The 19,517-nt window shown below is 61.6% G+C and carries 18 protein-coding genes; 14 read left to right on the top strand and 4 right to left on the bottom strand.

Annotated features, from left to right (window positions below; genetic code table 11):
• Positions 1-152: 152 nt before the first annotated feature.
• The 3 genes from N1058_RS09550 to N1058_RS09540 all read left to right on the top strand — a co-directional run bounded on the left by N1058_RS09550 (position 153) and on the right by N1058_RS09540 (position 3,320).
• A complete protein-coding gene (locus N1058_RS09550; protein WP_265517289.1) occupies positions 153-647 on the top strand; it encodes a cupin domain-containing protein in 495 nt (164 codons plus the stop codon).
• A gap of 74 nt (positions 648-721) precedes the next feature.
• Complete coding sequence (locus N1058_RS09545) at positions 722-1,807, top strand: PLP-dependent cysteine synthase family protein (RefSeq protein WP_265517288.1); 1,086 nt, start codon at positions 722-724, stop codon at positions 1,805-1,807.
• 25 nt (positions 1,808-1,832) lie between these two features.
• Positions 1,833-3,320: a pyridoxal phosphate-dependent decarboxylase family protein gene (locus N1058_RS09540; protein WP_265517287.1), complete on the top strand. Its 1,488-nt coding sequence runs from the start codon at positions 1,833-1,835 to the stop codon at positions 3,318-3,320.
• Between the two features lie 85 nt (positions 3,321-3,405).
• On the opposite strand, the gene N1058_RS09535 is transcribed toward N1058_RS09540, so the two are convergent.
• On the bottom strand, positions 3,406-4,032 hold the full coding sequence (locus N1058_RS09535; RefSeq protein WP_265517286.1) for a trimeric intracellular cation channel family protein: 627 nt from the start codon (positions 4,030-4,032) through the stop codon (positions 3,406-3,408).
• A gap of 264 nt (positions 4,033-4,296) precedes the next feature.
• Here N1058_RS09535 and ehuB point away from each other — a divergent pair, with 264 nt between their 5' ends.
• The 5 genes from ehuB (at position 4,297) to N1058_RS09510 (ending at position 8,622) form a co-directional block, all read left to right on the top strand.
• Entirely contained in the window at positions 4,297-5,142 is an 846-nt protein-coding gene (ehuB, locus tag N1058_RS09530) for an ectoine/hydroxyectoine ABC transporter substrate-binding protein EhuB (RefSeq protein ID WP_265517285.1), read from the top strand.
• A gap of 69 nt (positions 5,143-5,211) precedes the next feature.
• The gene (ehuC, locus tag N1058_RS09525; RefSeq protein ID WP_265517284.1) at positions 5,212-5,883 is read left to right on the top strand and encodes an ectoine/hydroxyectoine ABC transporter permease subunit EhuC; all 672 of its coding nucleotides are present in this window, start codon (positions 5,212-5,214) and stop codon (positions 5,881-5,883) included.
• Complete coding sequence (ehuD, locus tag N1058_RS09520) at positions 5,880-6,548, top strand: ectoine/hydroxyectoine ABC transporter permease subunit EhuD (RefSeq protein WP_265517283.1); 669 nt, start codon at positions 5,880-5,882, stop codon at positions 6,546-6,548. The genes ehuC and ehuD overlap by 4 nt, the downstream gene beginning before the upstream one ends.
• A gap of 10 nt (positions 6,549-6,558) precedes the next feature.
• Positions 6,559-7,335, top strand: coding sequence for an ectoine/hydroxyectoine ABC transporter ATP-binding protein EhuA (ehuA, locus tag N1058_RS09515; RefSeq protein ID WP_274709219.1), 777 nt, complete (start codon positions 6,559-6,561; stop codon positions 7,333-7,335).
• A 72-nt stretch (positions 7,336-7,407) separates the two neighbouring features.
• Positions 7,408-8,622 (top strand): M24 family metallopeptidase, encoded by a 1,215-nt coding sequence (locus N1058_RS09510; protein ID WP_265517282.1) that lies wholly within the window; start codon positions 7,408-7,410, stop codon positions 8,620-8,622.
• 58 nt (positions 8,623-8,680) lie between these two features.
• Here N1058_RS09510 and N1058_RS09505 read toward each other — a convergent pair whose 3' ends face one another.
• On the bottom strand, positions 8,681-9,751 hold the full coding sequence (locus N1058_RS09505; protein ID WP_265517281.1) for a TRAP transporter substrate-binding protein: 1,071 nt from the start codon (positions 9,749-9,751) through the stop codon (positions 8,681-8,683).
• 78 nt (positions 9,752-9,829) lie between these two features.
• Between N1058_RS09505 and N1058_RS09500 the strand changes: the two genes are divergently transcribed.
• Positions 9,830-12,307 carry an ATP-binding protein gene (locus N1058_RS09500; RefSeq protein ID WP_265517280.1) on the top strand — a complete coding sequence of 826 codons (2,478 nt, stop codon included), beginning with the start codon at positions 9,830-9,832 and terminating at the stop codon, positions 12,305-12,307.
• Between the two features lie 21 nt (positions 12,308-12,328).
• Here N1058_RS09500 and N1058_RS09495 read toward each other — a convergent pair whose 3' ends face one another.
• Positions 12,329-12,988 carry a response regulator gene (locus N1058_RS09495; RefSeq protein WP_265517279.1) on the bottom strand — a complete coding sequence of 220 codons (660 nt, stop codon included), beginning with the start codon at positions 12,986-12,988 and terminating at the stop codon, positions 12,329-12,331.
• Positions 12,989-13,306: 318 nt separating this feature from the next.
• On the opposite strand from N1058_RS09495, the gene N1058_RS09490 reads away from it, so the two are divergent.
• Positions 13,307-13,726 (top strand): DUF6647 family protein, encoded by a 420-nt coding sequence (locus tag N1058_RS09490; protein WP_338040654.1) that lies wholly within the window; start codon positions 13,307-13,309, stop codon positions 13,724-13,726.
• Between the two features lie 172 nt (positions 13,727-13,898).
• On the opposite strand, the gene N1058_RS09485 is transcribed toward N1058_RS09490, so the two are convergent.
• Positions 13,899-14,810 (bottom strand): LysR family transcriptional regulator, encoded by a 912-nt coding sequence (locus tag N1058_RS09485; protein WP_265517277.1) that lies wholly within the window; start codon positions 14,808-14,810, stop codon positions 13,899-13,901.
• A 177-nt stretch (positions 14,811-14,987) separates the two neighbouring features.
• Between N1058_RS09485 and N1058_RS09480 the strand changes: the two genes are divergently transcribed.
• The 4 genes from N1058_RS09480 to N1058_RS09465 are packed head-to-tail and all read left to right on the top strand — an operon-like array spanning position 14,988 to position 19,510.
• Positions 14,988-15,890 carry an amidohydrolase family protein gene (locus N1058_RS09480; protein ID WP_265517506.1) on the top strand — a complete coding sequence of 301 codons (903 nt, stop codon included), beginning with the start codon at positions 14,988-14,990 and terminating at the stop codon, positions 15,888-15,890.
• On the top strand, positions 15,887-17,812 hold the full coding sequence (locus tag N1058_RS09475; protein WP_265517276.1) for a TRAP transporter permease: 1,926 nt from the start codon (positions 15,887-15,889) through the stop codon (positions 17,810-17,812). Before N1058_RS09480 ends, N1058_RS09475 begins: the two co-directional genes overlap by 4 nt.
• Complete coding sequence (locus N1058_RS09470) at positions 17,809-18,789, top strand: TAXI family TRAP transporter solute-binding subunit (RefSeq protein WP_265517275.1); 981 nt, start codon at positions 17,809-17,811, stop codon at positions 18,787-18,789. The genes N1058_RS09475 and N1058_RS09470 overlap by 4 nt, the downstream gene beginning before the upstream one ends.
• Positions 18,790-18,847: 58 nt before the next feature.
• Positions 18,848-19,510: a dienelactone hydrolase family protein gene (locus tag N1058_RS09465; RefSeq protein ID WP_265517274.1), complete on the top strand. Its 663-nt coding sequence runs from the start codon at positions 18,848-18,850 to the stop codon at positions 19,508-19,510.
• Positions 19,511-19,517: the final 7 nt, after the last annotated feature.

Below are 19,517 nucleotides of genomic sequence, written 5' to 3'. Positions count from 1 at the left end.
GTTCTATCATTGAAATTGCCGCGCTGCATCTTTGATCGATCTTGTTGCTGCAGCGATCATCATGAAAGCGCATGAGCAAAGCAGGCCAATGCCTCCATTCCTGGCTTGGGCCATTGTTCATGGGCACATTCGTCATCAGATGGAGAACAGACATGAAAATACATCATGTTCATCGCATCTCGCTACCTCGCATGGCGGCCGCACTTGGTGTGCTTCTCGTTGTCTCCGCTTTTCCGGCTTCCGCCGCTGAGGAGCATCATACCGTCATCCCTGCGGATGATGTGAAGTTCAGCGCCGGCCCGCCGACGCTGCCGGCCGGCGCCGAGATAGCCGTATTGCTGGGCAGCCCAGCGGAGGAAGGTCCATTCGTCATCCGGCTCAAGTTTCCCGCCGGCTACGATGTGCCGCCTCACAGGCATCCCAAGGAGGAGCACGTCACAGTCATCTCCGGCGGCTTCGGCATGGCGAGTGGAGAGAAGCACGACCGGGCTGCTGCACCCCTGCTGCCTCCGGGAAGCTTCGTTCGCATTCCCGTCGGCATGGCGCATTTTGCCTGGACTGAAGAAGAGACTATCGTCCAGCTGAACGGCATGGGACCGTTCGGCGTCGAATATGTCGACCCGAAAGACGATCCACGTACGAACTGAAAATTCATGGCCGCCGCGGCTGGCCGCGGCGGCAATGACGGCTCAGCCTATAACGAAAACCAGGGAGACCAACCATGTTGAACAAGGCAGCAATCAGGACCACGGCCGGGCGAGGCCATCTCTTCGACAGCATTCTCGATACCGTCGGAGATACACCGACAATCCGGATAAACAATCTCGGGGTCGATCACGCGACAATCTACGTGAAGGCCGAATTCTTCAATCCGATGTCCTCCGTGAAAGATCGGCTGGCGCTCAATATCATCGAGGAGGCGGAGCGCAGCGGAACTTTGAAGCCGGGACAGACAGTCGTCGAAGCGACCAGCGGCAATACCGGGATCGGGCTTGCCATGGTTTGCGCCCAGAAGGGCTACCCGCTGGTCGTGACCATGGCCGACAGCTTTTCCATCGAGCGCCGCAAGCTGATGCGCATGCTGGGAGCCAAGGTGGTTCTGACGCCCCGCGCGGAGAAAGGCTTCGGCATGTACAAGAAGGCGGTGGAACTGGCCGAGGCCAATGGCTGGTTCCTTGCGCGTCAGTTCGAGACCGCTGCCAATGCCGCAATCCACGAGGCAACGACCGCCCGCGAGATCATCAACGATTTCGCCGGTTCGCGTCTCGACTGGTTTGTGACCGGCTACGGAACGGGCGGCACGGTGGCCGGCGTGGGCCGCGTCCTGCGCCGCGAACGTCCGGAGACGCGGATCGTGCTCAGCGAGCCCGCCAACGCACAGCTGATCGGCAGCGGCCATGTACAGGAGCGCAGACCGAATGGCGCCCCTGCCGCCAGCCATCCCGCCTTCGAGCCGCATCCGATCCAGGGCTGGACGCCGGATTTCATTCCGCATGTGCTGCAGGAGGCGATCGACACCAGCCTCTATGATGAGGTGATACCGGTTGCGGGACCCGAAGGGATCAAATGGACCAAGGCTCTGGCCCAGCAGGAAGGCATCTTCACCGGCATCTCCGGTGGCGCGACCTTTGCCGTGGCGCGTCAGGTCGCCGAACGCGCATCCGCCGGGTCCGTGATCCTGTGCGTGCTCCCCGACACTGGCGAACGCTACATGACGACACCGCTCTTCGAAACGATCGAAGCCGAGATGGATGAGGAGGAGATGGCTCTTTCACGTTCGACGCCTGGATATCAGTTCGCTGTCTGATCACGACGCCGCGACGGAGGAAGTGATGGATGTCTCGCGCCGCCCACGCATCGCGCCAGTCGAAGAATCACTCGATCCGAGTGATTGGACCGAACTGCGGGCGCTATCGCATCGGATCGCCGACGATGCGATAGCCTACCTGCGGGACGTGCGCGAGCGGCCCGTGTGGCAGGAAATGCCGGTGGGCGTGAGGGCCACTTTCGAAACGGAGCTTCCCCGCTCGCCTGCGCCGCTCGCCGAGATATATCGGGAGGTCGCGGAGAATGTGATGCCCTATCCGATGGGCAACATCCATCCGCGCTTCTGGTCCTGGTATATGGGATCCAGCAACTTCACCGGGGCTTTGGCGGACTTCCTGGCCGCGATACAGGGCTCCAACCTTGGTGGTGGCAACCATGCCGCCGCACTCATTGACAACCAGGTGGTGAGCTGGTGCAAGGAGATGATCGGGTTCCCTGCTTCAGCCAGCGGTACGCTGGTCAGCGGCGGTTCGATGGCCAATCTTATCGGGCTGACGGTGGCGCGCAACGCCAAGGCGGGCACCGATGTGCGCGAGACCGGGGTCGCAGCGATCGAGAAGCCCTTGCGCTTCTACGCCTCCGACCAGGTTCACAGTTGCCATCGCAAGGCACTGGAGGCGCTGGGGCTGGGAAATCGCGCCCTCCGGCGCATCCCGACTGACGCCGACCTCCGGATAGACCTCGCCTCGCTTCAGAAAGCGATCGCGGAAGATCGCGAAGCCGGATTTCGTCCCGCCTGCGTGATAGGAACGGCCGGAACGGTCAACACCGGCGCGATTGACGATCTGGAAGCGCTCGCCGATTTGGCGGCACAAGAGGATCTTTGGTTCCATGTCGACGGCTGCATCGGCGCGCTGATTACAATCGCCCCCAAGAACTCATACCGCGTCACCGGGATCGAGCGTGCCGATTCCCTGGCGCTCGATCCCCATAAGTGGTTGCATGCGCCGTTCGAAATCGGCTGCGTTCTCGTTCGGGACGCGCCTGCGCATCACCGCTCGTTCGCAGTTACGCCCGAATATCTGGAGTCGACCCCCCGTGGCCTCGCCTCGGGTCCGTGGCTGCATGAGTACGGGCTACAAACAACACGCGGCTTCAGAGCCCTGAAGGTCTGGATGGCGCTGAAGGAGCATGGCGTTGAGAAGTTCGGCCGCTTGATCGACCAGAACATCGCGCAGGGGTGCTATCTCACGGACTTGATCGAAGCCGAGCCCCTTCTGGAGTTGGTAGCGCCGACCACCATCAACATCGTCTGCTATCGGTATCGTTCGGACGGCATCGATGGCGAGGCGCTGAAGGCGATCAATACCGAGATCATGCTGCGGCTGCAGGAAGAAGGCACCGCAGCCATCTCGGATACGACGGTACACGGGGAGCATTGCCTCCGCGTTGCCATCAACAATCACCGGACGCGGCAAGATGATCTCGACTTGCTGGTTCGGGAAACGGTTCGCTTGGGACACGAGATCGCACGCACGACCACGTCGACCTGATGTGCCCGCAGATGGCGCTGGATTCGCAAGATCGAAGTGGATCCGGGTACGGGCCCTGACATCATTGCGAGGACATCCGCGCTCGTCAGTGCAGTTTCAGCGTGTAGACGAATTTCGGCATCTGCCAGTTGAAGCGCAGCGCCAGGAGCCGCATTGCCAGGCCTATGATCGTCGCCGTGTACATGACAGGGTCGTGCGGCAGGCCGAGTTGCATGCCTGTAACATAGAGGCCGCCCGTGACGATGGAGACACTTGCGTAAAGTTCGGCGCGGAACAGGAGCGGGATCTCGTTGCACAATATGTCGCGCAGCACTCCGCCCACGCAGCCGGTGATCATGCCGGCGACGATCGCCACGACGACGGGCAGACCCATATCCAGCGCTATCGTGCAGCCGATGATGGTGAAAACGACAAGGCCGACGGCATCGAGGAAGAGGAACAGCCGGCGCAGATGGTGCATGAAGCGGGCGATGGCAATGGTGGTCATCGCCGCGACAACGACGACCAGCAGATATTCAGGATGGACGACCCAGACCAGCGGATGGTGCCCGAGCAGCACATCGCGGGTTGAGCCTCCGCCAAGGGCTGTTACGGCGGCCAGCAGGCAGACACCGACCCAGTCCATGTTGCGGCGGCCGGCGGCGAGTGCGGCGGTCATTGCCTCGGCCGTTATGGCGACGAGATAGAGAATGTGGAGGATGAGGACGCTCATGGGTGGTAGACCCCCTTGGGTGTGTCGGCGCTGCGCATGAAGAGGATGCGCAAACGCGTATCAAGAAACATCTGCAAAATACTGCCTCCTCCTCTTCGGCTACTTCATCTGCCCTCTCCGGGCGCATCGGAATGTGATCTTCCCAAGTAACTTGTCGGCGAAATGTGCTGACGAGGCCGCATGATTGCGAAGCTGGATGATGTTGTACATAATACAGCCATAAACAGTGAACGAGAAAAGCGGGAGAACAACGGGAGAAGAAAAATGAGACGTGCAATCCTAAGGGGGATTGCCGCACTTGGAATGGCGGCACTAACCATGGGGACATGGGCCGGTTCGGCCTCGACCGGAGAACTTCTCGACAAGATCAAAGCCGGCGAAACCATCCGTATCGGCTTCTCGAATGAAGTCCCGTGGGCTTATCCAGGCGATAACAACCAGCCGCTTGGCTTCATCAACGCCATGACGATCGACCTCCTCGAAAAGATGGGCACGACCAGCATCGAGCCGGTAGTGACCGAGTGGGGCTCGCTGATCCCCGGCCTGCAGGCCGGCCGCTTCGACATCGTTACTGGCGGCATGTACATCCTGCCAGAGCGCTGCCGCAACGCGCTCTTCACCGAGCCGCTTGGCACCTTCGCAGACGCGCTTCTGGTGCCCGCGGGCAATCCCGAAAACCTTCACTCCTTTGACGATGTGCGCGACAAGGAGCTGACGTTCGTCACCGGCGCCGGCTATAACACCGTCAAGAACGCAAAGGAGGTCGGCATCGCGGACGACAAGATCATGCAGGTCGCCGGCCCGGCTGAAATCCTGCAGGCGGTCAAGGCCGGGCGCGCAGCCGCCGGCAGCGGCACTTACTTCACCATGAAGGAATTCGCCGACAAGGACGATGCTGTCGAACTTGCCGATCCGTTCACGCCGCCGGTTATCGACGGCTATCCGGGGCTCGCCTTCCTGCCCAACCAGCAGGAAGAAGTTGATGCGTTCAATGCGGCCCTCAAGGAGTATATCGGCTCCGAACAGATGATGGAGTCGGTGCGCCCCTATGGTTATACCGAGACCAATCTGCCGGATGGCACGACCACGGCCGAACTCTGCGAGGGCTGAGACAGCCCTTGACACGTCATCACCCTCCCCGGGCGACTGCCGGGGAAGGGTGATGAGGGGTCCGGCAGAATGAACGAGTTTGCCCTCGGCTTCAGCGTCGCAGCCCTTTTCACAGGCGTCACCGTCACGCTTCTGGTGACCCTTGGGGCGTCGCTCGTCGCCATAGCGCTCGGCCTTGCGGTTGGGCTGATCCGCGTTTCGCGACTTGCTCCGCTGCGCTGGATGGCCGTTGCCTATATCGAGTTCTTCCGCGGAACCTCGATGCTGGTGCAGCTCTACTGGTGGTTTTTCGTGCTCCCGATTTTTGGCCTCGTCATGACGCCATGGACGGTGGCCATTGTCGGCGTGGGCATGAATGTGTCGGGTTATGGCGCCGAGCTCGTGCGAGCGGCGATCCAGAGCGTCGATCGCGGTCAGTATGAAGCGAGCATCGCGCTCAACTTTTCGCGCTCGACCATGATGCGGCGCATCGTCCTGCCACAGGCGATCCGCGGCATGCTGCCGCCCTGGGGCAACCTGTTGATCGAGTTGCTCAAGGGCACGTCCCTGATCTTCTTCATCACCATTACCGAGCTGACCACCGCCGCCAAGCTGGCAGCCGACGCGACCGGGAATTACCTGCTGTTCTTTGCCATCGCGCTGTTCGGCTACTACTTGATCGCACGCGCTCTTATCACGCCTCTCGTGCGTTGGCTGGAACGACGCTTCTCGCGGGGCTTTGTGCGGGAGGTTCCTGCATGAGTATCTGGGATTGGAGCTATGTCTGGGACGCGTTGCCACTGCTTTATCGAGGCGGTGTCGTGACGGTCCAGGCGACCATCGTCGGCTTTGCGATTGCTTTGGTACTAGGGCTGGTTTTCGCGCTTATCCGCCAGTCGCCAAATCGCTACATCTCCGGCGCCATGGCCGAAACGATCGAGTTCATCCGTTCGACGCCGCTGCTTTTGCAGATATTCTTCGTCTATTTCGTCGGTCCCCAATTCGGCATCGTCATTCCCGCCTGGACGGCGGGAATCGGTGTGCTCGGCATCCACTATGCGGCCTATTGTTCGGAGTGCTACCGCGCCGGTATCGAGCATGTTGACGCGGGTCAGTGGGAGGCATCCACTGCGCTCAATCTGTCGACTGCGCGGTCCTGGCGGGTCATCATCCTGCCGCAGGCGATTCCGCCCATCGTTCCCAGCCTTGGCAATTATTTCATCGGCATGTTCAAGGACACACCGATCCTGGCCGCAATCGCAATCCTCGAAATGCTGCAGCAAGCCAAGAACTTCGGCGCTGAGAACTATCGCTACATCGAGGCGATCACGGTGGCCGGCTTCTTCTATCTGGTCTTCAGCCTGGTCGCCTCGACGATCGTGCAATCGGTGAGTTTCTGGCTCAAGCGCCGCTATCATTTGCAGTAGGAGCTCCGTCATGAGCGACCCCATGGTCCGCTTCGAAAAAGTTACCAAGCGCTACGGAGCGCTGACGGTACTCGACCAACTCAACCTCGATATCGCACGTAATGAGAAGGTCGCGATCATCGGTCCTTCCGGCTCGGGCAAGACCACGGTGCTGCGAATGCTGATGACGCTGGAGCGCATCAATGGCGGTGTGATCTGGGTCGACGGCGAGCCGCTCACGCATATGGAGAAGAATGGTCAGCTGGTGCCGGCAAACGAACGGCACTTGAGGCGCGTGCGGGGCAAGATCGGCATGGTGTTTCAGCACTTCAATCTGTTTCCGCACATGACGGCGCTGGCCAACTGCATGGAGGCGCCCAAGTCCGTGCTCGGGCTGCCGAAGGCCGAAGCCGAAGCGCGGGCTGCAGAACTCCTCGAAATGGTCGGCCTCTCCGACAAGAAGAACCACTACCCGATCCAGATGTCCGGCGGGCAGAAGCAGCGCGTGGCAATCGCCAGGGCGCTAGCAATGCGGCCCAAGGTGATGCTGTTCGATGAAGTGACCTCAGCCCTCGACCCGGAACTGGTCGGCGAGGTGCTCAACGTCATCCGCAAGCTGGGCACCGAACATGATCTCACCATGTTGATCGTCACGCATCAAATGGGGTTCGCCAAGGAGTTCTCCGACCGCGTCTGCTTTTTCTACGACGGCAAGATCGCCGAGCAGGGACCGCCCGACAAGCTCTTCAACGATCCCGCAAACGAGCGGACCCGTCAGTTCCTGAGCGCTGTTCTGGAGGCGGGTTGACACCGAGGCACCTGTTGACCACGCAGATCTGGAATATGTCTGCCGCGAAATCGATCAGGAGCGGTTGTCCCGATGTTTGAAAACCCCTTCACCGACGACGAACTGAGACACAGGCTGGAGAACGTCCGGCGCGCTATGGAGGCGCGCGACCTCGACATGGCACTGCTGTCAACACCGGAGAACATCTTCTATCTCACTGGCCTCGACCATTGGGGCTATTTCGCGCCGCATCTCCTCGTTGTGCCCGCCGAGGGCGAGATGGTTCTCATCACGCGGTTGATGGAGCGCGTTTCCATCCAGAAGCAGGTGCGCAACGCTCTCTTCGAAGGTCACACCGACAGCGAGACCGCAGCGGACATCGCGGTCCGGCTCCTCAAGGATTCCTTCGCGGCGAAGGATCGTTCGCGCGCCTTGCTCAGGGCCCTGGTCGAAGAGATAGAAGAACAGGCCGATAGCGCCATGCGCATCGGTGTCGAAACCTGGTCGTCGGGGCATTCCTATGGCTTTGGTCACGCGCTTCGTGAGAGTTTTCCGGATGTCCACTGGGCCGACATAACCGGGCTTGTCGATGAACTGCGGCTCGTGAAATCGCCGTTGGAACAGGCCCTGATGCGCAAGGCGGCCGTGGTGTCCGATGCAGCCGCCGAGGCGGCCATCACCGCCATCGTCGATGGCGCGCGCGAGCGCGATGTGGTGGCGGAATGCCATGCGGCGATGATCCGCGCCGGTGGGGACGCACCGGGCTTCGGCCCCTTTATCCGCCCCGGCCAGCGCATGGATGAAGAGCATACCACCTGGGGTAGCGGGGTCTATCGCGCGGGCGAGCCCGTCCTCATCGAACTTTCGGGCTGCGTCAGTCGCTATCACGCGCCACTTGGGCGGTTGATCCATGTCGGCTCCATCCGCGATCAGGACGCCGAGATGGCTGAAGTCGCGACCCGCGCCTTTACTGCCGTTCTGGCCGTGCTCCGACCGGGCGTGCGGGCAAGTGAAGTCTATCAGGCATGGCAGGCCGCCGTCGACGATGCCGGGCTTGCCCATTACCGCCGACACCATTGCGGCTATGCAGTCGGCATCGGCTTTCCCCCCTCTTGGACGGGTGGAAATCGCGTCACCGGCCTCCGGCACGATTCCGATCTGGAAGTCCGCGAAGGCATGACGTTCCACATCCTTTCCTGGCTCATGGGAACGGGCAAAGGTGATTACTTCCTTTCAAACGCCGTGCTTCTCGGACCTGACGGCGCGGAAGTCCTGACTCAAACGCCTCTCGGCCCCATTGTGAAATAGAGCTGTTCCAGGGAATCGGGCGCCGGTTACGGCCTGCCCGGTGCGTCGATATCGGCAATCAGCCGACGTCGCGGACGTTCAGATAGGTGCCTTCGCCAACGTCGCTCCACCCCTTCGCAGTCTCCCGGAAATCCCGGTAGCTCGTATGGATCTTTTGCGAGAGCGCGTCGGTAGAGCCCGCTTCCGCGACAACGCTTCGGCTGATCTCGGCAAAGGTCTTCAGCATCTCGTCATCGAATCTGCGAAACTTCACTTCACTCTCCTGGTGCAGCCTAACCAACGCGCGCGCATTGTTGGTGTCGAACTCCGCAAGCGAAACGGCATACTCGCCTGCTGCGGCGACCTTGATCAGCTGCCTGTCGGTCTCCTCGAGGCTTTCCCACACGCGCCTGTTGATGCCCAGTGTGAGTGCGGTCCCCGGCTCGTGCCAAGCTGGGTAGTAGTAGAAGCTGGCGACCTCGTGCAGCCCCATCTCCATGTCGAGCCAGGGGCCGAGCCATTCGCAAGCGTCAATCGCGCCGGATCGGAGCGACAGCATGATGTCGGCCCCCGGCACGACGACCACGGTTGCGCCTAGACGCCGGTAGACCTCGGCGCCGGGTTCGGCCATGCGGTAACGCAGCCCATTGATATCTTCTATCGAAGCGATTTCCTTGCGGAACCAGCCGCCCATCTGAATGCCCGTGCTGGAACACAGGAGCGGCTTGATGTCGAACCGGGCGCTCAGCTCGTCCCAAAGCTCCTGACCGCCACCAAACCGGACCCAGGCAAACAGTTCCTTCGCCGTCATGCCGAACGGAAGACCGGAATAGAAGTGAAAGGCCGGCGATTTCTCCACGAAGTAACCGATATGCGAATGGAACATGTCGGCGACACCGGATTGAACCGCGTCGAAGGTTTCAAACGGACGCACCACGGCGCCGGAAGCAGTGACGTTTATCGTGATCCGTCCGTTCGATGCATCGGCCACTGTCTGCGCCAGCCGCCTGGCGCTTGGAAGGACGCCAGGACCCTCGGGCCAGTCCGTCACCATGGTGAGCTGCCGAACCCCCTGTGCGATTGCCGGTGATGGAAAGCTGGAGGTCGCTGCGGCCGTCCCCGCGCCGGTCAAAACATCTCGCCGTCTCATCGGTTATCTCCGGTTTGCTCCGATAGGAGCTCTGGCGGTATGCTAGCCTAGCATAAAGACGCTGAATGCGGATCTGCCGTGACAACATCGCAGCCCGACGGCACGAAAATTCAGGTGCGCCGAGCTTGGAACCTCGGGGTGCGCATACGGCTGCTGCTTGCATTCTTTGCCATAGCGGCATTCGCCGCGCTGGCTGCAGCTGCGGCAATCTACGCCTTCCGTGAGGTAGGCAGCCGCCTCGATGTTGTCGAGACCCGCGTGCCGCCTGCACTTTCAGCGTTCGAGCTATCGCGCTCTGCGGAGCGGATCATCGCCACGGCGCCGGCGCTGCTGGCAGCACCCGATCAGGGCCGGCGAGACGAGGTCAAGGCCGTGCTCGCAGCGGAAGAGAAGCGCTTGAACGGAATGCTTCTCGAACTGAGAGAGGGGACCGACGGAATGCCGCTCGGCCATATCGAATTGATTGTCTCGTCGTTGACGAGAAGCCTCGGCGAGCTCGATGCCATCGTAGCGCGCCGCCTCGAGACCGGCGAACGAGTGCGAACCCTGCGGCGTGAGGTCTACCGGACAAACGCCGAGATACAGCGCCTGCTCACACCATGGCTCAATGTGCTCAACAATGAGATCGCGCAGCTCACCGAGAACGGCGCTGGGGCGCCTGACAACCGGCTGGAACGGCTGAACTCATCGATCGAGCATCAGCGGTTGGCGCAGACTGCTCAGGGGCACGCTTCCGCCATCGTCGACATGTTGGCCGACGCTTCGACCGCTGAGGAAGCGGAACGGCTGCCGGTTCTCGATTTCCAGATCGGCCTGTCCCTCGCCAAGCTGAAGGCTACGGCGGAGGGACTCGACGCCAGGCTGCGCACGCTGCTTCTTGAACAGGCTACCCGGCTCGAGGGACTTGTCGAGGGGCCGGACTCGATCATCGATGCCCGCAGGCGAGAACTTGCGCTGATCGGTGAGGGCGAGGAAGGGATTGCCAGAACGGCAAGTCTGTCGGCGGAACTCACTGCGGCGGTGGACGAGTTGGGAAGCGCAGCCAGAGGGGACATCGGCAAGGCGATCCAGGACGCACTGTCCGTACAGCGGTCGAGCACCCGCGCCCTTGTCGCCGTCGTCGTCCTCAGTATTATAACATCGGCCCTGATAGTCTGGCTCTATGTCGGCGGCCATATCGCCCGCCGTCTGGCTGCGTTGAGCGAGGGGATGCTCGCGATCGCCGACGGGCGGCTGCGCACGCCGGTCGCGGTAACGGGAACCGACGAGATCGCGGCCATGGCGCAGGCAGTGGAAATCTTCCGCCGCAACGCTATCGAGTTGGGACAACTGCTTGAAGAGCGCAAGGAAACGGCGACGCGGCTTGAACAACTCGTCGCGGAACGGACCCGCGAATTGAACGAAAAGAGCCGACAACTCGAAGCCGCCAGCAAATACAAATCGCACTTCCTTGCCTCAGCGAGCCACGACCTGCGCCAGCCGCTGCACGCGTTGAATCTGTTTGTCGCGCAGTTGCGCGCCGGGGGTGAGGCCTCCGATCGAGATCGTCTTGTCGAACGCATTGATGCGGCCGTCAACTCGATGAACGAATTGTTCGAATCGCTTCTCGACATGTCGAAACTCGAAGCTGGCGCGTTTGAACCGAACGTCGTGGAGTTTCCGGTCGAACGGGCGCTCGAGTGCATCGAGATGACCTTCGCTGGCGCTGCAAAACAGAAGGGACTGCGGCTGTCGGTGGTGCGGAGCGACGCTTGGGTACGGAGCGATCCCGTGCTGCTTGAGCGGATACTGATGAACCTTGTTTCCAATGCGGTGCGTTGTACGGAACGTGGCGGTGTCGTCATCGGGTGCCGCCGGCGCGGCGAAAGCTTGCGTATCGACATCTGCGATAGCGGACCCGGTATTCCCGTCGAGGAACAGGGAAACATCTTCAGCAACGCTCTACGCCCGACGGTCGGCCGGAGCCAGAGTGATGGATTGGGTCTCGGGCTGACAATCGTGGAGCGATTGGGACGCCTGCTGGACCATGCCGTTGAGTTCGATTCCCGGCCAGGGCAGGGCTCGCGCTTCTCTGTGTGGATACCGTTTGTCGCCGAACCCAGAGCCGCGCTCGAGACGGCGGTTTCGCCGGCAGTGGCCGACCCGGCCCGCGACAAGCTAGTGGTCGTAATCGACGACGACCCGCTGGTGCTTGAAGGGATGCGCAGCATCTTGCAAAGCTGGGGCTGCCGGCTGCTGAGCGCCGAATCCGAGGAAACCGCACGCTCCAAAATTCGTGACGAAGCGAGACGACCAGACCTGATCATCTCCGACTATCGGCTGGCGAATGGTCGAACTGGAATCCAGGCAATCGAGCAGATACGGTGCGAGTCCGGCGCGGAGATCCCGGCGTTCCTGATCAGCGGGGACACCGCGCCCGAAGGGCTGCGCGAAGCACGCGATCACGGCATCCACCTGCTGCACAAGCCGGTTCTGCCAATGCAACTCAGGGCGATGCTCAGCCGCTCGTTGAAGCCGCGCGGGAACACGGAAGCGCCTGTGCCCTCGATGGAATGAAGTCGGGGTGTTCGGAGCGAACTAACCCGCGCCCCGTTGCCGCCCGAGTCCAAGAGCTCCCGCAGCGATGACCGCCTCGGTGCGGTTAGTAACATTGAGCGCTTTCAGGATTGCAGTGACATGATTTTTGACCGTTGGCTCGGCCATGTCGAGCACACGACAGATCGCCTTGTTGCTCTTGCCTTCCATCATCAGGGTGAGCACTTCCATCTGCCGGCGGGTGAGCCCGAGCTCGGTAGCCGAGGGCGGCCTTTCTCGCGGCGGCATGGTTGGCGCCGTCCTTGACCGCCCGAGGAATTCGGGAGGGATATAGACACCGCCGGAGAAGATCAGCTTCAGGGCACCGAGCATGACCTCGCGTTGGATCGATTTGGGAATGAACCCGGCCGCACCCAGCTCAAGCGCCCTGGCGATGTCCTTCCTGTCATCGCTGCCCGACAGAACCGCCACGGCAATCGCGGGATGGTGCTCACGCAACTCGGCCAGGAAGTCGAGGCCGCTCCCGTCCGGAAGATAGAGGTCGAGCAGGATTAGTCCAATGTCAGGGTTTTCCTCCACGCTCCGGCTTGCCCGAGCCGAGTCAGGCGCCTCGATGATTGCAGCATCGTCCACGATTTCCTTCAGGGCGCCACGGAGCGCTTCCCGGATCAGCACATGGTCGTCGACGATCAGAACTTTCATCTCCTGTTCTCCCCGTCCGAGACCGTGCCACTTGTCAGGATACCCCAGGATGGCACCCAAAGCATCACTGCCGTCATGGCGCTCAACACGCCGTCCATCACGTGACCGGTACTTCCGTATCGGGACCTCTGGCTGATTCACTTGCCCGCCCTGTCGGCCTACGCTCCTCACCTCTTGGTAAAACGCCAATCTTCAGGGAGGAAGCGTCACAGGCCCGGAACTCATCGACCATCGGGTCTGGAAGCAGGTTCCCGGGACGGTGGAAAAGGTGGCCGGCGCGAGCCCGCAGCCATTGCAGGTGAGACGAAAGCAATCGCCATGCAGGAACTGATGAACGTCATCGCATTATGGCTTTCCGTCACGCTGGGACTTCCCGAGGCAGCAGAGCTTCCCGAAGTTCGATATGCTGCGCCACGCCAGATGGCGGCGATCCGCTATGGCCAGCCCGGCGTGGGTATGGATGACATCGTCGCGATCTACAGCGAGCCCACGCAGACGATCTACCTGCGTCACGACTGGAACAGCCGGAATATCGCGGATATTTCGGTCCTGGTCCACGAGTTGGTCCATCATCTGCAAAACAAGCCGGGCACCGTGTATTCATGCCCTCAAGAGCGCGAGGCCCTTGCATACGAGGCTCAGGAGCGCTGGCTCCAACTCTTCGGCTCCGATCTGGAAAGCTCCTTCGGCATCGACGCCTTCTCGTTGAAGGTCTTGACGCATTGTGTGCCGCATTAGGAATTGGAGGCACGGGGATGCTGGCGAATATCGAAGATTGGTCGGCGTTCAATGAAATCATGTAACAGAATCTATCCGGCGCCGAGCGCTTCGCGCCTCGGGTCTGGCGCTTGGGGTGCGTGTCGAGGCGAACTGCCTTTCGGTCCGTTAGCACTGGTCAGGGCAAACTGGGTTAGCTTTCCGCCGTGCAGGCTTTCTGGATCTGTTCGCGCAGCCAGCGGTGGGCGGGATCGTTGGTGAAGCGGCGGTGCCAGACGATCTCGTGCGAGATCGGGGCGATTTCCAGCGGGATTGGCATCACGGCCAGATCGTAGTTTGCGGCAAAATAGTCCGCAGTGCGCTTGGTGAAGACACCGACCTGATCGCTGTCGCGTAAAAGATGCGGCACCAGGGTGAAATTGGTCAAGGCGGTCTGGACGCGCCGTGCATGGCCGATCCGCGACAGGATCGCATCAAAGGCGGCGTGGCGCCCCCCGCCCGAGCGAACCACGAGATGTGGATAGGCCAGAAGCGACTGGAAATCGACCGCGCCTTTGGACCGCAGGATCGGATGCCCCTTGCGGCACAGGCAGACCAAGGCTTCGGAAAAGGCGATCGAACGCAGCATGCTCGGCGGCAGATCATCGAACCAGCCGAGGGCCAGGTCGATCTCACCGCTGGCCAGCAACCGGATCGATATATCCCGGTCGGAGGTCCGCAGATCAAGCCGCATATGCGGAGCTATCGCGTGCACATAGCGCATGAACGGCAAAAAGACAGGCAGGCTGAGCCGGTCAGGTGCACCAATCACGAAATGCGCATCATTGGTGGCCAGATCGATTTCCGTGTCCTGCCGCAGACAGCGTTCGGTCTGTCTGACGATCTGTTCGACCTCGGGGGCCAGCGCCTCCGCCCGTGGGGTCGGCATAAGGCCCGATGCCTCGCGCACGAAGAGCGGGTCGCCAAGCGCCTCCCGCAAGCGTTTGAGAGAATTGGAGATCGCCGACTGGGTTCGGCCCAACCGTTCCCCTGTCCGCGTCACGCTGCGCTCTTCCATCAGCGTGTTGAACACCAGCAGCAGGTTCATATCGAAGGTCTTCAGCATTGGGTGCCACATCATTATCATTCTGGATGATGATATTAAGATGTAGCAAAAATTTGCCAAATGTATATTCGAAATCTACGGTCCCAAAACCCCCGAGGAGGACGTGGGAGCGCACTGCCGTTCATGGGCGGGACCGAAGAGGATTGCGATGAAGCACCACCTGAACGGGGCGTCGGCATGACCGTCCCTGTGAAGACGATCTCAACCTATCTGCCATTTTGCGCAGAGCCGAAACGACCTGATTTCCGGCCGCCGGAAGGCGCGGTCGACGCCCATTGCCATGTCTTCGGCCCGGCCTCCCGCTTCCCCTTCGCTCCCGAACGCAAATATACGCCGATCGACGCCCCGAAGGAGCGGCTGTTCTGGCTGCGCGACCGTCTCGGCTTCGCGCGCAACGTGATTGTTCAGGCCACCTGCCACGGCCGCGACAATGCGGCTCTCGTCGATGCACTCGAAGCTTCGGGCGGGCTGGCACGCGGCATCGCCGTTGTAGGCGAGGATAATACCGACGCGGAACTCCAGAACTTGGACGAAGCTGGCGTTCGCGGCGTGCGGTTCAATTTCGTGAAACGGCTGGTTGACGATACGCCGCACGAGGTGTTCGAGCACATTGCGCAAAGGGTTCAGCCCCTCGGTTGGCATATCGTCGTCTATTTCGAGGCGCAGGACCTTACATCAGTCGCGCCACTTCTGGACCGGCTGCCGGGCAGGATCGTGGTCGATCACATGGGGCGGCCCGATGTCACAAAGGGCGTCGACGGTCCCGAATTCGCGCGCTTTGTCGATCTCATGGAGCGTAATTCCCGGATCTGGGTCAAGGTCTCCTGCCCGGAGCGTCTTTCCGTTGCGGGCCCGCCCTATGACGATGTCGTGCCCTTTGCGCTCCGGTTGGTGACACAATTCCCCGACCGCGTGCTCTGGGGCACCGACTGGCCGCATCCGAATATGGTATCGCATATGCCGGATGACGGTTTTCTGACGGATCTGATTCCGCGCATCGCCCCCACGGAAGCGCTACAGCATGCCCTGCTCGTCGCCAATCCCATGCGCCTCTATTGGCCCGAGGAGGCACAGTCTTGACCCTGACCAGACAGGCTTTTTCATTTACCCAAGCCCTTGTCGCAGGTTTGGCGAGCATGATGATCGTCGCCTGTATCCTGTGGAATATCCAGGCCCCGACACGGCTGGGCCTGGCGATCCTGCCGCAGCAATACATGGCCTTCCAACTCGGCATTGCGCTGGCCGTCGCTTATCTGCGCTTCGGATTCAAAGGACAGGAGAAATCGCGGGTCGGCTGGATCGACGGTGCTATTGCGGCGATTGCCTTCGGCACGTTGATGTATGCGGCTTGGGACTTCGCCTGGCTGCTGCAGGAGCAAGCCTATCGCCCCTGGCAGATCACCGTGATCGGCACAGTCGTAACCCTTGCCGTTCTGGAAGGTGTGCGCCGCCACGCGGGGTTCATGCTGTTTTCCATCGTCAGCATCTTTCTTCTCTATGCGCTCATCGCCGACAAGGTGCCGGGACGGCTGGTCGGCAAGGAACTGAGTCCTGAGCGGCTGGTCCAATATGCCGGCTTCGACCCCAATGCGGTGTTCTCCACCCCGCTGGCGGTCGGCACGATCATCGTGATGCTCTTCGTTTTCTTCGGACAATTGCTCTTTGCAGCGGGGGGCGGCAATTTCTTCACCGATCTGGCGATGGCGGCCACCGGCCGGACGCGGGGCGGAAGCGCAAAGATCTCGGTTGTCGGCTCGGCGCTGTTCGGATCGATCTCGGGTTCGGCGGTTTCCAACGTTGTGACCACAGGTGTCGTCACCATTCCGCTGATGAACCGCGGAGGCTATTCCAAACGTGACGCCGGCGCGATCGAGGCCGTGGCCTCCACCGGCGGCCAGCTAACGCCGCCGATCATGGGGGCCGCCGCCTTCCTGATGGCGGAGTTTCTCGACATCCCCTACCTGGCGGTCGCCGGGGCGGCGCTCCTGCCGGCCGCACTCTACTATCTCGCGGTCTTTGCGCAGGTCGACCTGATCGCCGCGCGCGATAAGATCTCGTCCGCCGACGCCGACGGGCTGACCACCCGGCAGGTGCTGCGCGAAGGCTGGCATTTCATCCTGCCCTTCGCCGTGCTGCTGCTGGCGTTGTTCGTCTGGCGGCTCGACCCGGAGGAATCCGCGCTGTTCGCCTCGATCGCGATCGTCGGCGTAGGTTTCCTGCGCGGCTATCGCGGTGAGCGGCTGACCCTGCGAACGCTTGGCCAGGTCTTCGTCGACACCGGCATTGCGATGATCAACCTGATCCTGGTCGTTGCGGCCGCCGGCTTCGTGATAGGAGTCCTTAACATAACCGGTCTCGGCTTCGCGTTGACGTTGGTGCTCGTGGATGCCGTGGGTTCGAACGTGGGGCTGCTTCTGCTGGTCTCGGCGGCGATCTGCATCATCCTGGGCATGGGCATGCCGACCTCGGGAGTTTACGTGCTTTTGGCCGCGCTGGTCGCGCCGTCGCTCGTCCAGGCCGGGATCACGCCCATGGCGGCGCATCTGTTCATCCTCTACTTCGGGATGCTGTCGATGATCACACCGCCCGTCGCGCTGGCAGCCTTCGCCGCCGCGACGATCACCAAAGACGATCCGCTGTTGACGGGGGTCGCCTCGATGCGCATCGGCTGGGCCGCTTTCATCATCCCCTTCCTCTTCGTGGCCACACCCGAACTTCTGATGGACGGGGACGCGACATCAATAGTCGTGATGATGGCGCTCGCCATCATCGGCATCGTTGCTGTCACGGCCGGGATCGTTGGCCATTGGGGCGGACCGCTGAAACGACCGTCGCGCGGGCTTGCCGTTCTGCTAGGCCTCTGCGCTCTTCCGCTCGGCTTCCTGCCAGCCGTTGTCACCTTTCACGAAATAGCGGCAGGGCTGTGTCTGCTCCTTGGCCTGACGCTCGCCCTGCGGGGCAAGATCCACCATGTGAACACCAAGGGAGGAAACTACTCATGATCAAGTTCAATGCCATACTCGCCGCAGGCGCGCTTAGCCTTGGCAGCCTGGGCCTTGCCGGTGCGGCCAACGCACAGGTGGTGACGATCGCCTCTGGGGCACAAGGCTCGCTGGCCTATAATACTGGGCAGGCCGTCGCCAAGATCGCCAACGATGCCGGGATAACCGGCCGGACCCAGCCCCTCGTCGGCTACCTGCCGCTGATCAGCAATGGCGAGGTCGACTTCGGCTTCTCAAACCTCGTCGAAACGGAATATGCGGTCACAGGCACAGGAAACTACGACCGGGCCAGTCCCGGCATCGAGCTCGTCGGCACGATGTTCAACCTTGTCACCGGCATGATGGCGCCTTGCGATCTGGGTCTGGCGACCATCGCCGATGTGAAGGCACGGGCCGCCGATCTACGCATCGCCTCGGAATACACCTCCTCGACGATCATCCCCTTCTACATCGCCGGCGGGCTGGCCAGCGGCGGGTTGAGCTACGACGACTTCCAGCAGGTTCCGGTGGCCAATTTCGTGGCCGGCATAAACGCGCTAGGTGACGGACTTGTCGACGTCGCGCTGGTCTCGCTCAATGCGGGCGCGGGCCAGCAGGCCTCGGTCAAGCTGCAGGATCGTGGCGGCCTGTGCTACATCTCGCTCGACGCGTCCGATGAAGGCACGGCAGCATTCAAGGACTTCCTTCCCTCGGGCAACCTCGTGCATCGCGAGCAGAACGATAAGGTCAACGGGCTACAGGACCATGCTGCCAACCTGATGAGCATTCCCTGGGTGCTGATAACCAACAATCAGGTCGACGAAGATCTCGTCTATACGCTGACCAAGGCCATCGCCGAGAATAAGGAAGCGCTCCAGGCTTCGTTTGGCGCCTTTAGGAACTTCGACGCCCAGATCATGGCCCCGGCCTCTGCCGTCCCCTATCACGCGGGCGCACGGCGCTATTTTGAGGAAGCCGGCATTCCGATCAGCGAATAATCACACTTGATGCGCTCCCTCGGACGAGGGGGGCGCATGCTTTTCTGAGAAGGACCAAATGATGATGACACAGATCGAGGCCGCCGATGGCCATCGTTTCGATTGCTGGATCGAGCCCGCCCAGGGCGAACGCAAAGGGGGAATCGTCATCCTCCAGGAAATCTTCGGCGTGACCGACCAGCTCAAGGGCGTGGCCAGAACTTACGCCGCGCTCGGCTACGAAGTGGCGATTCCGGCGTTGTTCGACCGGCAGGAACGCGGTGTCGTCGTGCCCTTCGACAAAGGCCCCAAAGGCCGCGATCTGATGCTGGCTGCCAAACTCGACGAGACGATGCAGGATGTCGCCGCCGCCGTGGCGGTGCTTGCCAGGAACGGTGGCAAGGTTGGGGTGATCGGGTTCTGCTGGGGCGGCGGTCTGGCGATCCGCGCTGCGCAAACGCTGGATATCGGCGCCGCGGTCGCCTTCTACGGCACGCGCCTGCCGCAATATCTTGATCGTCCGCTCAAGGCGCCGATGCAGGGCCATTGGGGCACCGAGGACGATCACGTCCCGGCTGAGGTGCTGGCCGAGGCCCAAGCCTATTTCCCCGAGCTGGAGGTCCATACCTATAAGGCGGGCCATGCCTTCGCCAATGACGCCCGCCCCTCTTACATCCCTGAAGTCGCGGCAAAAGCCCACGCCCGCACACGGACCTTCTTCCAGGAACACCTGATCGGCTGAGCCGGTC

Source organism: Nitratireductor luteus (assembly GCF_026162365.1).
In the GTDB taxonomy this organism is placed as follows: domain Bacteria; phylum Pseudomonadota; class Alphaproteobacteria; order Rhizobiales; family Rhizobiaceae; genus Chelativorans; species Chelativorans luteus.
Note: the sequence above shows the minus strand (reverse complement) of the source record. Positions and strands in the feature narration are given on the sequence as shown.

Bases quoted from the DNA above. Each gene is read 5' to 3' on its own strand.
- N1058_RS09490 (WP_338040654.1), top strand. From the start codon at position 13,307: ATGCAGGAACTGATGAACGTCATCGCATTATGGCTTTCCGTCACGCTG.
- N1058_RS09465 (WP_265517274.1), top strand. From the start codon at position 18,848: ATGATGATGACACAGATCGAGGCCGCCGATGGCCATCGTTTCGATTGC.
- N1058_RS09550 (WP_265517289.1), top strand. From the start codon at position 153: ATGAAAATACATCATGTTCATCGCATCTCGCTACCTCGCATGGCGGCC.
- ehuC (WP_265517284.1), top strand. From the start codon at position 5,212: ATGAACGAGTTTGCCCTCGGCTTCAGCGTCGCAGCCCTTTTCACAGGC.
- ehuD (WP_265517283.1), top strand. From the start codon at position 5,880: ATGAGTATCTGGGATTGGAGCTATGTCTGGGACGCGTTGCCACTGCTT.
- N1058_RS09485 (WP_265517277.1), bottom strand. From the start codon at position 14,810: ATGCTGAAGACCTTCGATATGAACCTGCTGCTGGTGTTCAACACGCTG.
- N1058_RS09470 (WP_265517275.1), top strand. From the start codon at position 17,809: ATGATCAAGTTCAATGCCATACTCGCCGCAGGCGCGCTTAGCCTTGGC.
- N1058_RS09545 (WP_265517288.1), top strand. From the start codon at position 722: ATGTTGAACAAGGCAGCAATCAGGACCACGGCCGGGCGAGGCCATCTC.
- N1058_RS09540 (WP_265517287.1), top strand. From the start codon at position 1,833: ATGGATGTCTCGCGCCGCCCACGCATCGCGCCAGTCGAAGAATCACTC.
- ehuA (WP_274709219.1), top strand. From the start codon at position 6,559: ATGAGCGACCCCATGGTCCGCTTCGAAAAAGTTACCAAGCGCTACGGA.
- ehuB (WP_265517285.1), top strand. From the start codon at position 4,297: ATGAGACGTGCAATCCTAAGGGGGATTGCCGCACTTGGAATGGCGGCA.
- N1058_RS09505 (WP_265517281.1), bottom strand. From the start codon at position 9,751: ATGAGACGGCGAGATGTTTTGACCGGCGCGGGGACGGCCGCAGCGACC.
- N1058_RS09510 (WP_265517282.1), top strand. From the start codon at position 7,408: ATGTTTGAAAACCCCTTCACCGACGACGAACTGAGACACAGGCTGGAG.
- N1058_RS09495 (WP_265517279.1), bottom strand. From the start codon at position 12,988: ATGAAAGTTCTGATCGTCGACGACCATGTGCTGATCCGGGAAGCGCTC.
- N1058_RS09480 (WP_265517506.1), top strand. From the start codon at position 14,988: ATGACCGTCCCTGTGAAGACGATCTCAACCTATCTGCCATTTTGCGCA.
- N1058_RS09535 (WP_265517286.1), bottom strand. From the start codon at position 4,032: ATGAGCGTCCTCATCCTCCACATTCTCTATCTCGTCGCCATAACGGCC.